Genomic DNA, 13,904 nt, shown 5'->3' on the forward strand with positions numbered 1-13,904 from the left:
CATGCTGACCGGCCGCATCCTGTCAGCGCGTGTGGGCACACTTGTCCTCACGCTGTGGCTGGTCAGCATCCTGGTGTTCTTCGCCGGGCAGGTTCTGCCCGGCGATGTCGGCCGCGTCATGCTCGGGCCTTTTGCCGATGCGCAAGCGGTGGCGGAACTGAACAAGCGGCTGGGCGCCGACCAGCCGGTTCTCGTCCAGTACTGGCTCTGGTTCAGCAAGGCCGTGACCGGTGACTTCGGCACCTCGCTGTCGATGCGCGGGCCGGTGGCGCCGTTCGTGCTGGAAAGCCTCAAGCGCTCCGCGGCCCTTGCCGGCATTATTTTGGTTTTTCTCGTGCCGCTCGGGGTCGGCGCCGGCGTCGTTGCCGGTCTCAATGCCAGTCGCCTCATCGACCGGCTGATCGTGATGGCGGGCGTATCCTTCGGCATCGTCCCGGACTTTGTCTCCGGCCTGATGCTGCTCATCGTTTTCGGCCTGTGGCTGAACTGGTTCCCGATCTCCGGCGTTGCGCCGGACGGTGCGGGCTTCTGGACGCATGGCTATTATCTGATCCTGCCGGCGCTGCCGCTGGTGCTGAACCTTGCCGGCTACATCGCCCGGATGACGCGGGCAGGGGTGATCGAGGCGATGGCCGCCGACTACACACGCACCGCCGTCCTGAAAGGGCTCGAGCGGCGCGAGATCATCCTTCGGCATGTGCTGCGCAATGCGCTGACGCCGACCATCGCGGTGCTGGCGACACAGACCGGCTACATGCTTGGCGGGCTGGTGGTGATCGAGGCTTTGTTCGGCATCCAAGGCCTTGGCAATCTGGTTCTGAACGCGGCCAAGGCACGCGATTTCCCGATGCTTGAAGCCGGCGTGCTGGTGATGGCGGCGATCTTCGTGCTGTCGGCGGCGGCAGGCGACCTCGTGCTGGCCTTGCTCGATCCGCGGCAACGCCGCCGAACCTCGCCATGACGGATCTGGCTGAGTTTCCAGCACCACGGCGCGCTGTGGTCGGCTTTCCGGCAGCGCGCAGGATCCGCAGGGCTTTCTCCGGACTGCCCCCATCGGTCGTGGTCGGATCGCTGCTGCTGCTGTTCTGGGTCGCCTGCGCGCTGTTCGGCAACCTCTTCGTTCCATACGATCCCTATGCCGAGGATTTCCTCGCCATGCTGACGCCGCCCGATGCCGCGCACTGGTTCGGGACCGATCAGCTCGGCCGCGACGTGCTATCCCGCATCGTCGTCGGATCGCGCGACATCCTGCTGGTTGCGCCGCTGGCGACGCTGGCCGGCGTTGCCGCCGGCAGCATCATCGGCCTGGTGCTCGGCTATTTCGACGGCTTTGTCGATGCCATCGGGGCGCGGTTGCTCGATACGCTGATGGCGTTTCCGTTCATCGTTCTCGTCACCATGACGCTGGTGGCGATCGGCCCGTCGAACCTGACCGTCATCCTGGTGATCGGCATCGCCTATGCGCCGCTGGTGGCGCGCACCGTCCGCGCCGCCGTGCGCGAGCAGAAGGAGCGCGACTATGTCAGCGCCGCCCGGCTCGGCGGCGAAGGCCCGCTTGCCATCATGTTCCTGGAGATCCTGCCCAACATCAGGGAAACGATCCTGATCGAGCTCGTCACCCGGCTGGGCTATGCGTTCTTTTCGATCGCGACGCTGAGCTTTCTCGGTCTCGGCATCCAGCCGCCATCGGCCGACTGGGGGCTGGCCGTCGCCGACGGCTACGGCTTCGTGACCGGCGGCAAATGGTGGGTCGTCGTGTTCAATTCCGCGGCAATCGTCTCGCTGGTCATGGCGACCAACCTCATCGCACAAGGCGTCGGCGCCTTCGAAAACAGCGATGCATGAGTTTTGATCCAGACGTGCCGGAAATCTCTTTTGCATTGAAGCCTGGCGCGCATCCTTATATCGCATGGCTATGAAGAAAATCGGTTTCCTGTCGTTCGGGCACTGGACGCCCTCGTCGCAATCGCAAGTGCGCTCGGCTTCGGATGCGCTTTTGCAATCCATCGAGCTGGCCGTCGCCGCCGAGCAGCTGGGCGCGGATGGCGCCTATTTCCGCGTGCATCACTTCGCCCGCCAGCTCGCTTCGCCGTTCCCGCTGCTGGCGGCCGTCGGCGCCAGGACCAGCCGCATCGAGATCGGCACCGCGGTCATCGACATGCGCTACGAGAATCCACTCTACATGGCCGAGGATGCCGGTGCCGCCGACATCATCGCCGGCGGCCGCCTGCAGCTTGGCATCAGCCGTGGCTCGCCCGAGCAGGTGATCGATGGCTGGCGCCATTTCGGCTACGCGCCGCCGGAAGGCAAAAGCGACGCCGACATGGCGCGGCATCACGCCGAGGTCTTCCTCGAGACGCTGCGGGGCGAGGGGTTCGCCCAGCCCAACCCGCGGCCGATGTTTCCCAATCCGCCCGGCCTGCTCCGCCTCGAGCCGCATTCGGAGGGTTTGCGCGAGCGGATCTGGTGGGGCGCGGCCACCAACGCCACGTCGGAATGGGCGGCGAAGCTCGGCATGAACCTGCAGAGCTCGACGCTCAAATTCGACGAGAGCGGCAAGCCGTTCCATATCCAGCAGGCCGAGCAGATCCGCATCTATCGCGAGGCCTGGAAGGCGGCCGGCCACAAACGCGAGCCGCGCGTCTCGGTCAGCCGCAGCATCTTCGCGCTGGTCGACGATCGCGACCGCGCCTATTTCGGACGCGGCAATGAGAGCCGCGACCAGATCGGCTTCATCGAGGAGAACACCAAGGCGATCTTCGGGCGCAGCTACGCGGCCGAGCCGGATGTGCTGATCAAGGAATTGGCGCAGGACGAGGCAATCACTGAGGCCGATACGCTGCTGCTCACCGTTCCGAACCAGCTCGGCGTCGACTACAATGCGCATGTCATCGAGGCGATCTTGACCCATGTCGCGCCGGCTCTGGGCTGGCGCTGACGCCGGATCGAAGAAGGCAGATAGCTCCTGGGAGGTAAAACCATGCCGAAGAAAGCCCTGATTGCCTGGGGCGGCTGGGAAGGCCACACACCGGAGCGCAGCGCCAAAATCATCCGTGCGCTGCTTGAACGCAACGGGTTCGACGTCACGCTGGGCGAAGGCACGGCGATGTTCGCCGATCCGCAGCTTGCTTCCTTCGATCTCATCGTGCCGGTCATCACGATGTCGACGATCGAGAAGGCCGAACTGCAGAACCTGACGCTTGCGGTTCGCGGGGGAAGCGGGCTCGGCGGCTTTCACGGCACGATGGGCGACAGCTTCCGCAACGAGCCCGACTATCAGTTCATGACCGGCGGCCAGTGGGTCGCGCATCCCGGCGACATCATCGACTACACGGTCGCCGTCACCAGGCCGGATGACCCGATCACAAAGGGCGTCGGTGATTTCGCCTACCGGTCGGAGCAGTATTACATGCATGTCGATCCGAGCAACGAGGTGCTGGCCACGACCATTTTCACCGACGCGCATTTCCCGGGGATAGGCGGCGTCGTCATGCCGGTCGTCTGGAAGCGTCGCTATGGCGCGGGCAAGGTCTTTTACAGCGCTCTCGGACACAATGCCGACGAGTTCGCGGTCCCGGAGATGGCGCTGATCGTCGAGCGGGGTCTCATCTGGGCCGCCCGCTAGATCAGCGGAAATGAGGAAGTGACCATGACGGCATCGGTGAGAGATTTGTCCCTGCACACGCCCATCGATGGCAGGCACCGCAAGATGCTGATCGACGGCGTTTGGTGCGATGCGCTTGATGGCCGGACCTTCGAGACGCGCAACCCCGCCACGGGTGCTGCAATCGGCACCGTGCCGCTCTCCGATTCAGGCGATATCGACCTCGCCGTGGCGGCGGCCCGGCGCGCCTTCGACGGACCGTGGAGCCGGTTCAAGCCCTATGAGCGGCAGGTGCTGCTGCTCAAGATCGCCGATCTGATGGAGCGCCACTGGGAGGAGATCGCGCTTTCCGACACCACGGATATGGGCATGCCCATCGTGCGCACGCTGGCCAACAAGAACCGCGTGCTCGGCATGCTGCGCTTCTATGCCGGCATGGCGACGTCGATCCACGGCCACACGATCGGCAATTCGCTGCCGGGCGAGATCATCTCCTACACGCGCAAGGAGCCGGTCGGCGTGGTCGGTGCGATCATTCCCTGGAATGCGCCGACCGCCGCCTCGATCTGGAAGATCGGCCCGGCGCTGGCGACCGGCTGCACCATCGTGCTGAAACCTTCCGAGGAAGCGCCGCTGACGCCGCTCTTGATCGGCGCGCTGATGATGGAGGCCGGCGTGCCGCCCGGCGTCGTCAACGTCGTCACCGGCACGGGTGCGGAAGCCGGCGCGCCGCTTGCCGCCCACATGGATGTCGACAAGATCGTCTTCACGGGCTCGACGGTGACCGGCCAGAGCATTCTGCGCGCCTCGGCCGGCAACATGAAGCGTGTCTCGCTGGAGCTCGGCGGCAAGTCGCCGGTCATCGTCTGCGCCGACGCCGATCTCGAGCGTGCCGTGCCGATCGCGGCGATGTCGGTGTTCGCCAATTCCGGCCAGATCTGCATCGCCGGCTCGCGGCTGTTCGTCGAACGGCCGATCTACGAAGAATTCGTCGAGCGGGTCTCGGCCTATGCGGCCAAACTCAGGATCGGCGACGGCGCCGACCCGGAGACCGAGATCGGGCCGCTGATTTCGCCCCGCCAGCTCGAACGCGTCACCGGTTTCATCGCGGACGGCACCAGGCAGGGTGCCAGGCTGGTCACCGGCGGCAACCGCATCACCGAAGGCGCGCTGGGCGCCGGAAACTTCATCACGCCGAGCGTCTTTTCCGGCGTCACCGACGACATGCGCATTGCCCGGGAAGAAATCTTCGGCCCGGTGATTTCGGCGCTGCCATTCGACACGCTGGACGAAGTGGTGCGGCGCGGCAACGACACGCTTTATGGGCTGGGCGCCGGCGTGTTCACCCGCGACCTCGGCAAGGCGCACCAGCTGGCCAACCGCCTGCGCGCCGGCTCCGTCTGGGTCAACACCTACCACGCGATCGACCCGGCGGTGCCCTTCGGCGGCTACAAGATGAGCGGCTACGGGCGTGAAGGTGGGGCCGAGCATCTCGACGAATATCTGAACACGAAAGGCGTCTGGATAAGGGCGGATTGAGACACCGTTTGGAAACTCTACTCCTGCGGCGAATTGCGAAGATTAGCGATGCCAGCCCTCAACCTTCGCGATTGTCGACAGGCCCATGCCTTCGTCATCCTAGGGCGAAGCAGGAGCGTAGCGACGTCGCGGAGACCCTAGGATCCATGCCGCGACTATCGAGCGATGCGACGGTGCAGAAGTTTCGGATCGCTATCGTGGCATGGGCAAGGCACGTCCACGTAACGGGCGATTGGTGCAGACGACAATTCTGGGCCGTTGTACTCTTTGGTATCAGTCACGGCATGGATCCTAGGGTCTGCGCCGCGTCGCTTCGCTCCTTGCTCCGCCCTAGGATGACGAAGCCGGGGTGGCCGGCATTCACTCAATCCCGCTCGTGACAAGTTGCGGCGCTGATTGCGGCGCGCGCTACTATTGCCGGTTATGGCGGCCGCGTCTTGGTGTCTCGATCCCTGCCATACTGGAAAAGCGGTCGCTATCGAATTACCATCCGGCGAATGGCGAGGGGGATGGAATGGATCATCAGCGAACTGTATTTTTGGTCGGAGGGGGCACAGGCGAAGAAGAGGTGGCGATGTTTACACTGCATGTTGACGGCGCCGTCTGCAGCTTGACATGCGGCTACCGGGACAGGGTTATCAAGGCCGAAGAAGAAGACTTTTTCGAAGCTCTGTTTCAGATACGTCTGAGGCTGGAAGTCGACGGCTTATTGCCCTTTTGTTATGGCGCGAGCGCGAATGTTTATCCCGAAAATACGGTGATGGAGAAGAGTCGCGGATTGATAGCCTGCAAGGTGAAGATGGGACAACTTCCCCAAAAGACCGATCTGGTTGACATATTTGATGATGGCGTCGACGTGATCCCGGTTTTCGTCCGCACGCAACAGGAGTTTTGGGAAGAATGGCTGGCTTCGTTGCCCTCTTAGCGGCCGGACGACCCGATCACAAAAGGCGTCGGTGATTTCGCCTACCGGTCGGAGCAGCATTACATGCATGTCGATCCGAGCAACGAGGTGCTGGCCACGACCATTTTCACCGGCGCGCATTTCCCGGGGATCGGCGGCGTTGTCATGCCGGTGGTCTGGAAGCGGAGATATGGGGCTGGAAAGGTTTTCTACAGTTCCCTTGGGCACACTGCGGATGAGTTCGCGGTGCCGGAAATGGCGCTGATTATGGAGCGGGGTTTGGTGTGGGCGGCGCGGGGGGTAGCAGCAAGCGCCGTTTCATGAGAATCTCCGGCCGAATTCGCAGGAACATCTACGGAGATATCCAATGAATTCCAAGGAGCAAAGCTGGTCCGCATCCGAAAAGAAACTCGCACGCCATGCCTTCGATACGGCTTTTGAGGTGGCCCTCGCAAAGACGATGGCCGAATTCAAGAGCAAGGCCATTGCTGTGGCGGTTCCATCCGAGATGTGGGAGCTGGAAGACTATTTGCGTGAACGGCGACGGGAGATCGACCGGACGTTCGACTACCGCTACTCCCAGCTTCTTTATGTCTCCGCGGGTCTCATTCGGGCAGGCTATCTCGACGAAGGCCTGCTTGCCGGCCTGTCGCAGGACAAGCGGGACGCCATTCGCCGGGATATTGCTTTTGCCGAGAGCCGCTGAGTCTCAAGGGCGCAGGAAAGGCAAGATGGCGCTCTGTGGCGCCCCCCTCTGTNNAGAGGGGGGCGCGAAGGAACTCGACGGGGGGTTCTGGGTTCTTCCCGCTCTGCTCACCCAATGCCGCCAGTAACTGCATAGGCACCTGCCGTCCGCCCATCCTCCAAGCGCACTACCGCCGTGACGATCGAGCCATACGGGCCGCGCCAGACGCTGTGCAGCCGCTGGTGTTCGGCGGCCGGGACGAGCGCTCGTCCGCTGAAGCGCACACCGCTCCGCTGCACCACGGCGACCTCTCCGTTGACATGCACCTTGACGCTGGCCGTTTCGGCTACCTCGCCGGGCAGGTCGAGCGTGATGGCGATTTCCTCCTGATCGCCGGCCGGCCGTGTCTCAGCGGCAAGCGTGATGGCGAACGCAGGTACCTTGCCGTCGCCGGCCTGTCCGGGTCGCCCCAAAAACACATCATCGGGCAGTTCGGGCGTGCGCGGCGGGCGGCTGCGGCGCTGAGCGGAGCGTTCGAAATCGCCGGCCATGCGCAGCAGCCTCTCGTCGTCATAGGCCTTGCCGGCGAAGGTGAGGCCGACCGGCATGCCGATATCGGCCATGGTGCCCATCGGCACGGTGACGGTCGGGATGCCGAAATGGCGCCAGACCAGATTGCCGTTGGCGACCCAGGTGCCGTTGCGCCAGGCCAGCGCTGCGGACGCCTCGTTGATATCGGCATCGGCCGACCCGACATCGGCGGCGGTGGGCAGCACCACGGCGTCGATGCCCTGCGCGTCCAGCCAGTCCTCGAAATCGATCCGCCTCGTCGCTTCCAGCCCCTTCAGGCCGTCCTCCATTGTTGGAATTTCCAGAACCGGCGTGACGCCGGCTCGCGCTCGCTCGACATACTCGGCCAGGTCGAAGCCGCCCTCATAGCGGTCGGGCAGGGTGCCCGGCGGCTGCGGGAAGATTTTTGGGCCATCGACCGAAACGAGATCGGGCAACGCCGGGTCGGCATTGGCGCGCAAAAAATCGTCCCAGCCCCAGATGCAGAGATCCCAGAGCTCGCGCTCGGCGAAGTCCTGCGGCACCAGCCCGCGCTCGACCATGCTGCGCGCGCCGGGGCGGTCGCGCTCGTAGTTGGAAACGACGGCGAAATCGACCTCGACCACCTCGGCGCCAAGCCGCTTCAGATCGGCGGCTGCCTGCTCCCACAGGGCAAGCACCGAGGTGCGGGTTTCGATCGGCCTATCGGCGCCAGTGTCGCGGCCGATATACATTCTGGGCACGCCGAGCCGCATACCTCTCAGCGACCCCGCCAGTGTGAGGTCGGTATAGCGTGGCGGCCGCACGTCGGCGCTTTTCGGCAGCCTGACCCAGGGCTGCGCGCGCCAGAAATCGCCTCGCGTCTCAGGGTCGTCGGCGACGATCACGTCGAGCAGTTCGAGCATGTCGGGGACGCTGCGCGTGTGCGGCACCACGACATCCATGGTCGGCACCAGCGGCCAGTTGCCGCGCACCGAAATGACGCCGCGCGACGGCGTGTAGGCGACCAGCGCATTGTTGGTGGCCGGCGCGCGGCCGGACGACCAGGTTTCCTCGCCAAGCCCGAAGGCGCAGAAGCTGGCCGCCGTCGCCGTGCCCGACCCGTTCGACGAGCCCGACGCGAAGGCGGCGGTCAGGTAGTCTGCATTGTAGGGGCTTTCGGCGCGGCCATAGACGCCGCGCTGCATGCCGCCATTGGCCATTGGCGGCATGTTGGTCAGCCCGATCAGCACCGCACCGCCAGCGCGCAAGCGCGCGATGGTGAAAGCGTCCTCATTGGCTATGAGATGCTCGAAGGCTGGCGAGCCGGCGGCCACCGTCAGGCCTGATACTTTGTAGCTGTCCTTGGCGGTGTAGGGGATGCCGTCGAGCGGCCCGAGCACAGCACCGTTGCGGCGGCGCCTGTCGGAAGCGGCCGCCTCCTCGAACATCGCTGGATTGAGCACCGGCACGGCGTTGAGGGCGATGCCGTGCCGGTCGAAATGCGCGATGCGCCTGAGATACGCCCCGACCAGCTCGACACTGGTGACGGTGCCGTCATCGAGCGCGCGGCGCAGCTGGTCGATCGTCGCTTCGACGAGATGAAGGCTGGCATCGGTCATTGCTGCTCCCAGGCTGTCGTTTCCATCCCATGGATGGGCGAGGTGGCCTGCTTCGGCAAGAGCCTATCGCGGTCTTCGCTGGAACTTTTGTCGGGCTGGCGATTTTGGATGTATGGTGTGATACCGAAATGGCCAGGAGGGTGTTGCCGATGACCACGAAATGCGTTGCGATCCTAGCTCTCGCCTTGGCAATGGGCTCAAGCCTGTACGCCCCGGCGTTCGCTGGCGATCGGCATCATGATCGCCGGGTGCAATCCGAACGCTACGTTCCCGCCGATGACGATCTCATCAACTTCCTGTTTGGCGGCCCGCGCTACTACGATCAGCAGCTGTTCACGACGGCTGCCGGCGCCTGCTCATACAATCGCGTCGGACCCGACGCCAATGCGTTGAACAAGATCAACGATCATCACTGCGGGAAGTAGGGCAGTAGGCCGCGCCTCAGCGCCGGCCGCTCTCCTTCATGCGCTCGATGATGTCGGCCATCAGCGCCAGGTCGCGGCGTGAATCGGCGAGGTCGGTCAGCGGCTTCGTGCCTTCGGTGATGTGGCGGTGGAAAATCTCGAGTTCATTCGAGAAAGCGTCGCCATAAAGGGGGCCGAAGGTTTTCGTCACCGGGCCGAGCGGGCCGGCGTCGGTGACCTCCAGCCGCGTCGGCAGGCTGCGGATGTAGGGCGTGTCGTAGATGATGCGCACGCGCCTGGCGTTGGAACGCACCTCGATCATGGCGTCGAACAGGCCGAGATCGTCGACGACAGCGTCATACAGGCAAGCGAAATGTCCGTAGTCGAAAGTGACTGATGTGTTGGCGCCGCCATTGGTGCGGTGCGCGGCCAGCACGCGGGTCGGCTCGCCGATCAGCCCACGCATTGCCGAAATGTGGTGCGAGGAGAGGGCGGTCAGTCCTCGATAGGCGCGCACCAGGTCGGCCGGCGCATCGGCGCCAACCACCTCGCGGATCAGCGCGTCGCGTTCCTTGGCGCCACGCGCCAGCAGGGCAGGGTCTATGTCTTGGGGATAAAGGACGTTCTGGCTCTTCTTGAGGAAATGCCGGCCTTCCGAGATCAGGTCGAAGATGCGGACATGGGTGATGTCGGCGAAGGCCGGCAGCTCGTCCCTCGCCGCCAGATAGGCCGGCGCATAGCGGCGCATGTAGCCGACAAACAGGGTCTTGTCGTAGCCCGGCATCAGCGCCAGCAGATCATCTATCTCGCGCACCGTCAGGCAGGCGGGCTTTTCCAGCAGGATGTGCTTGTTGGCGGCAATCGCCGCGCGCACGAAGCGGCTGTGGGTGTCGTCGGACGACAGCACGAACACCACGTCGATGTCGGGCGAATTGATCAGCGCTTCGGCCGTCTCGAAGGCTTTTGCCGTCGGATGTTGCGAGGTGCACAGCGCCACCAGGCTCGGCGACACATCGTACACGCCCGCGACCACCCAGCGGTCGCGCTGGTCGCTCAGCACCGGCAGATGGATCGATTGTGCGACCTCTCCAAGACCGACAAGCCCGACACGAATTGGTGCCACTCGCAAACTCCCTTTGATTTCAAGTCTCGGGCTGGCCAGGACGGCCAGCTGTTGATTGACCGATCAGGCCGCGCCGGTGACCAGCGCGACGAGTTCGTTGCCTGATGTTTCCGAGGCGCGCACGGTCGCCGCCATTTTTCCCGCCCGCATCACCCAGATCTGGTCCGACAGGCGGCGGACCTGATCGAAATTGTGGCTGACCAGGATGACGCTGACGGACTGCTCACGCAGGCGCCGGATCAGCGCCTCGACATTGGCCGTCTCCTGTACGCCGAGCGCTGCCGTCGGTTCGTCCATGACCACCAGCTTGGCGCCGGAGCCGACGGCGCGGCAGATCGAGATCGCCTGCCGCTGGCCGCCCGATAGGCGCCGCACACGCTGGTTGATCGACGGCACGTTGATCGACAGCCGCGACAGCATGGAACGGGCCTCGCGCTTCATCGCCTTGCGGTCGAGGAAAGCGAAGGGGCCGATGCGGCGCACGATCTCGCGGTTGAGGAACAGGTTCTGGGCGACGGTCAGTTCATCGATCAGCGCCAGGTTCTGGTGCACGGTCTCGATGCCGGCCTTGCGCGCCTCATCGGGGTTGGCGAAGGGTCGCGCCCTTCCGTCGAAGAACAGATTGCCGGCGTCGGGCTGATGCACGCCGACCAGGCTGCGGATCAGCGTCGACTTGCCGGCGCCATTGTCGCCGATGACGGCGGTGACCTCGCCGCGGCGGGCCTGGAAGGCGACGTCGGTGAAGGCGCGGATGCCGCCGAAATGCTTGCTCAGCCCTTCGCAGGCGATGATCGCCTCAGTGGCGGGGATGTGATGGGGAGCGCTCATTTCTGATACCGCATGATCAGCGCCGCCAGCACCACGATGGCGCCCACGGCGAGCGGTTGGTAGAAGGCCGATACGTTGAGCAAGGTCAGGCCGTTGACCAGTGCTGTGAGCATCAGCGCGCCGATGGCCGGTCCCAGAATGCTGGCGCGGCCGCCGAACAGGCTGACGCCGCCCAGCACCACCGCCGCCACCGAATTGAGCAGCAGGCTGGTGTTGATCTGCGGTTCGGCCGAGCCGATGCGGGCGACCAGAAGGATGGCCGCGATGCCGGCGCAGAGGCCGGAGATCGTGTAGGCGGCGATCTTGACCCGGTCGGTGCGGATGCCGAGCGCGCCGGCACTCTCGGTCTGGCCGCCGGTCGCTAGCAGATGCACGCCGAAGCGTGTGTGGTAGAGCGCGATGTGCGCCACGATGACGGCCGCGATCGCCACCCACACGGGATAACCGAACGGCCCGAACGAGCCGGAGGCGAGCCTGAGCAGGAAGGTCGAGCCGACCATGGTCGGTTCGCCGCCCGACAATATGAGGCCAAGCCCGGTGATGCCCGACAGCGTGCCGAGCGTCACCACGAAGTCGGGGATTTTCCCGGCCGTGATGATCAGGCCGTTGAGGAAGCCGACGGCGCTGGTGGCAAGAACCGCGAGCACGCAGGCGATGACGATGCCGTAGCCGGCGGCGTTGACGAGGCCCAGGATGATGGCGCCGAGCATGACGGCTGCCGCCAGTGACAGGTCGATGCCCGAGGTGGCGATGACGAAGGTCTGGCCGATCGACAGCACGACCAGGATCGCGGCCGCCAGCAGCAGCGCCTGCAGGTTGGCGACGCTGAGAAAGACCGGCTGGGCGATGCCGAAGACGATGACAAGGCCGACCAGGCCGACGACGGATGCCCAGTCGGCCCAGAAGGAGGGATCGAGGAGGAGAGCCGCCAGGGAGGGACGGCTCTCCTCCGCACCCGCCGAATGGGCGGCGGGCGCGTTGTCTGCAGGTGTGCTCACTTCAGCATCTCGCGGAAGGGATCGGGATAGTCGCCGCCGGGGCGCGGAAAGTTCTTCAGCGAGGTTTCGGCATTGTCCTTGTTGATCAACAGCACCGGCGCTGGCACGTTGGCGGGCAGTTCCTTGCCCTTGGCGGCGATAGCACAGGCTTCGACGCCCATGGCGCCGACGACATAAGGGTATTGCGCGACGGTGGCGGTGAGTTCGCCTGATGCGATCGATTTCAGCGCGTCGACGATGCCGTCGAGGCCGATCACCTTGACGTCCTTGCCAGAGGTCTGCACGGCGCGCTCGACGCCGAGCGCCATGATGTCGTTGGCGGCGAAGAAGCCGGCGAGATCCGGATGGGCGGCGAGGATGTCAGTGGCGGCGGTCAGCGCCTTTTCGCGGTCCCAGTCGGCGCTCACCATCACCACGACTTCGAGCTTGCCTTCGACGGCCTGCTTGAAGCCCTTGATGCGGGCGTTGGAGCCGACATCGCCGACGATGCCGGCGACCAGCGCGACCTTGGAACCCTTCGGCACCAGCTTCAGCATCTCTTCGCCGGCCAGCGCGCCGGCGGCGACATTGTCGGTGCCGATATAGGTCGAGACGGCAAAGCCGGCGGCCTTGGCCTGCTCGGGGTCGATGGTCGAGTCGATGTTGACGATCGGCTTCTTCTTCTGGGCGACCGGCACCAGCGCCTGGACGAGGTTGGAGACGCTGATCGGGTTGACCAGATAGCAATCGAAATCCTGCATGGCCATGGCGGTCAGGCGGTCGGCCTGGCCGGTGGCGTCACCCATATTGGCGGCGGCCTGGACGCTGACATTGACGCCGTTCGCCTTGGCCTGCTCCTCGATGCCCTTCTGCATGGTCTGGAAGAACGGGTTGTCGAGGCCTTTGACGATGGCCGCGACTTTCGCCGCATCCTCGGCGTGGGCGGGCACCGAGACGATGGTTGCAAGCATGCCTGCGCCAAGCAGGCTCGTGCCGAGTTTCAGGCAATTGAACACGCGCATGGTTTTTCCTCCTCCTGATTGTTTTATGTGCTGCATCAATGTCGCTGTCCGGCGACTGCAATGTCCGATGGTACGCAAGCGACCCCGGCGCCTGGCGCGACGATCCGCCAACAGGTGGCTGCCCGCCCTGTGGTGTGCGGGTCGCAGCCCCGGTTCGGGCGCTTTTCGATGTCAGGCATTGCTCCTCCCAGAGCGCCGGCCGATGCCTCGCCGGCGTTTCCGCATGTTTTAGAAAAAATTGACACGCGTCAAGATTTAAAATGGTGCGCAGTGATTTTGACTGTGGGCCCCTACCGGCATGACTGACGTGTCGACTTGCGCTACAACCAAGACGCGAAAAAAATGCTGTCCGGAGGGAACCTCTTGGGGGGCATCGGCGTTGGTCGCTACTTTTGTGCAAGGGGAGGTTTGGGGATGGAGCGTTTCGAAATCCTGGAAGAGCCAACAGGCACATTCTCGATTTTCGACACATTCACGGAATTGCCGGCAACGGTCGAAGGCGGGGTGTGCATCGGGCTTTACCGGCACGAAGTGCCGCTGGCGCTGCTTGCAGCGATTGAAGCGGTTCAGCCTGGCAATTTTTCGCTGCTGCCATCCTTGTCGGCGTTGAACGACTGGCGGACCGATGAAGGCGATCGGTCGCTTTCAGACGACCTGCTGGCGTGAGC

At 64.5% G+C, this 13,904-nt stretch carries 14 protein-coding genes and 1 pseudogene; 10 read left to right on the forward strand and 5 right to left on the reverse strand.

What is annotated here, in order from left to right:
* Position 1: 1 nt before the first annotated feature.
* From FCU66_RS07675 to FCU66_RS07710, 8 genes and pseudogenes are all read left to right on the forward strand, one after another.
* Entirely contained in the window at positions 2–961 is a 960-nt protein-coding gene (locus FCU66_RS07675) for an ABC transporter permease (protein WP_136616302.1), read from the forward strand.
* Positions 958–1,845: an ABC transporter permease gene (locus FCU66_RS07680; RefSeq protein ID WP_136616303.1), complete on the forward strand. Its 888-nt coding sequence runs from the start codon at positions 958–960 to the stop codon at positions 1,843–1,845. Before FCU66_RS07675 ends, FCU66_RS07680 begins: the two co-directional genes overlap by 4 nt.
* A 70-nt stretch (positions 1,846–1,915) precedes the next feature.
* Positions 1,916–2,938 carry an LLM class flavin-dependent oxidoreductase gene (locus FCU66_RS07685; RefSeq protein WP_168991739.1) on the forward strand — a complete coding sequence of 341 codons (1,023 nt, stop codon included), beginning with the start codon at positions 1,916–1,918 and terminating at the stop codon, positions 2,936–2,938.
* A 42-nt stretch (positions 2,939–2,980) separates the two neighbouring features.
* Positions 2,981–3,625: a ThuA domain-containing protein gene (locus FCU66_RS07690; RefSeq protein WP_136616305.1), complete on the forward strand. Its 645-nt coding sequence runs from the start codon at positions 2,981–2,983 to the stop codon at positions 3,623–3,625.
* A gap of 24 nt (positions 3,626–3,649) precedes the next feature.
* Positions 3,650–5,143, forward strand: a complete 1,494-nt coding sequence (locus tag FCU66_RS07695; protein WP_136616306.1) for an aldehyde dehydrogenase family protein — start codon at positions 3,650–3,652, stop codon at positions 5,141–5,143.
* 514 nt (positions 5,144–5,657) lie between these two features.
* Positions 5,658–6,068 (forward strand): hypothetical protein, encoded by a 411-nt coding sequence (locus tag FCU66_RS07700; protein ID WP_136616307.1) that lies wholly within the window; start codon positions 5,658–5,660, stop codon positions 6,066–6,068.
* Positions 6,069–6,371 (forward strand): annotated as a pseudogene (locus tag FCU66_RS07705) (ThuA domain-containing protein); the annotation flags it as partial. It lies immediately after the preceding gene.
* A gap of 43 nt (positions 6,372–6,414) precedes the next feature.
* Complete coding sequence (locus tag FCU66_RS07710; RefSeq protein ID WP_136616308.1) at positions 6,415–6,753, forward strand: hypothetical protein; 339 nt, start codon at positions 6,415–6,417, stop codon at positions 6,751–6,753.
* 107 nt (positions 6,754–6,860) lie between these two features.
* Here FCU66_RS07710 and FCU66_RS07715 read toward each other — a convergent pair whose 3' ends face one another.
* Positions 6,861–8,882 carry an amidase gene (locus FCU66_RS07715; RefSeq protein WP_136616310.1) on the reverse strand — a complete coding sequence of 674 codons (2,022 nt, stop codon included), beginning with the start codon at positions 8,880–8,882 and terminating at the stop codon, positions 6,861–6,863.
* A 149-nt stretch (positions 8,883–9,031) separates the two neighbouring features.
* On the opposite strand from FCU66_RS07715, the gene FCU66_RS07720 reads away from it, so the two are divergent.
* Positions 9,032–9,307 carry a hypothetical protein gene (locus FCU66_RS07720; RefSeq protein ID WP_136616378.1) on the forward strand — a complete coding sequence of 92 codons (276 nt, stop codon included), beginning with the start codon at positions 9,032–9,034 and terminating at the stop codon, positions 9,305–9,307.
* A 16-nt stretch (positions 9,308–9,323) separates the two neighbouring features.
* Here the strand turns inward: FCU66_RS07720 and FCU66_RS07725 are convergent, their stop codons facing one another.
* From FCU66_RS07725 to FCU66_RS07740, 4 genes are all read right to left on the reverse strand, one after another.
* On the reverse strand, positions 9,324–10,409 hold the full coding sequence (locus FCU66_RS07725; protein ID WP_136616311.1) for a Gfo/Idh/MocA family protein: 1,086 nt from the start codon (positions 10,407–10,409) through the stop codon (positions 9,324–9,326).
* 63 nt (positions 10,410–10,472) lie between these two features.
* A complete protein-coding gene (locus FCU66_RS07730) occupies positions 10,473–11,237 on the reverse strand; it encodes an ATP-binding cassette domain-containing protein (protein ID WP_109660272.1) in 765 nt (254 codons plus the stop codon).
* Positions 11,234–12,235 carry an ABC transporter permease gene (locus FCU66_RS07735; RefSeq protein WP_136616312.1) on the reverse strand — a complete coding sequence of 334 codons (1,002 nt, stop codon included), beginning with the start codon at positions 12,233–12,235 and terminating at the stop codon, positions 11,234–11,236. The genes FCU66_RS07730 and FCU66_RS07735 overlap by 4 nt, the downstream gene beginning before the upstream one ends.
* A complete protein-coding gene (locus FCU66_RS07740) occupies positions 12,232–13,236 on the reverse strand; it encodes a sugar ABC transporter substrate-binding protein (RefSeq protein ID WP_136616313.1) in 1,005 nt (334 codons plus the stop codon). The genes FCU66_RS07735 and FCU66_RS07740 overlap by 4 nt, the downstream gene beginning before the upstream one ends.
* Before the next feature lie 315 nt (positions 13,237–13,551).
* Between FCU66_RS07740 and FCU66_RS07745 the strand changes: the two genes are divergently transcribed.
* Positions 13,552–13,902: a hypothetical protein gene (locus tag FCU66_RS07745; RefSeq protein WP_168991735.1), complete on the forward strand. Its 351-nt coding sequence runs from the start codon at positions 13,552–13,554 to the stop codon at positions 13,900–13,902.
* Positions 13,903–13,904: the final 2 nt, after the last annotated feature.

The organism is Mesorhizobium norvegicum (assembly GCF_004919685.1).
Taxonomy (GTDB): Bacteria; Pseudomonadota; Alphaproteobacteria; order Rhizobiales; family Rhizobiaceae; genus Mesorhizobium; species Mesorhizobium norvegicum.

What these genes read in the sequence shown, in the direction of transcription:
- FCU66_RS07675 (WP_136616302.1), top strand. Translation starts at nt 2, where the DNA reads ATGCTGACCGGCCGCATCCTGTCAGCGCGTGTGGGCACACTTGTCCTC.
- FCU66_RS07680 (WP_136616303.1), top strand. Translation starts at nt 958, where the DNA reads ATGACGGATCTGGCTGAGTTTCCAGCACCACGGCGCGCTGTGGTCGGC.
- FCU66_RS07685 (WP_168991739.1), top strand. Translation starts at nt 1,916, where the DNA reads ATGAAGAAAATCGGTTTCCTGTCGTTCGGGCACTGGACGCCCTCGTCG.
- FCU66_RS07690 (WP_136616305.1), top strand. Translation starts at nt 2,981, where the DNA reads ATGCCGAAGAAAGCCCTGATTGCCTGGGGCGGCTGGGAAGGCCACACA.
- FCU66_RS07695 (WP_136616306.1), top strand. Translation starts at nt 3,650, where the DNA reads ATGACGGCATCGGTGAGAGATTTGTCCCTGCACACGCCCATCGATGGC.
- FCU66_RS07700 (WP_136616307.1), top strand. Translation starts at nt 5,658, where the DNA reads ATGGATCATCAGCGAACTGTATTTTTGGTCGGAGGGGGCACAGGCGAA.
- FCU66_RS07710 (WP_136616308.1), top strand. Translation starts at nt 6,415, where the DNA reads ATGAATTCCAAGGAGCAAAGCTGGTCCGCATCCGAAAAGAAACTCGCA.
- FCU66_RS07715 (WP_136616310.1), bottom strand. Translation starts at nt 8,882, where the DNA reads ATGACCGATGCCAGCCTTCATCTCGTCGAAGCGACGATCGACCAGCTG.
- FCU66_RS07720 (WP_136616378.1), top strand. Translation starts at nt 9,032, where the DNA reads ATGACCACGAAATGCGTTGCGATCCTAGCTCTCGCCTTGGCAATGGGC.
- FCU66_RS07730 (WP_109660272.1), bottom strand. Translation starts at nt 11,237, where the DNA reads ATGAGCGCTCCCCATCACATCCCCGCCACTGAGGCGATCATCGCCTGC.
- FCU66_RS07740 (WP_136616313.1), bottom strand. Translation starts at nt 13,236, where the DNA reads ATGCGCGTGTTCAATTGCCTGAAACTCGGCACGAGCCTGCTTGGCGCA.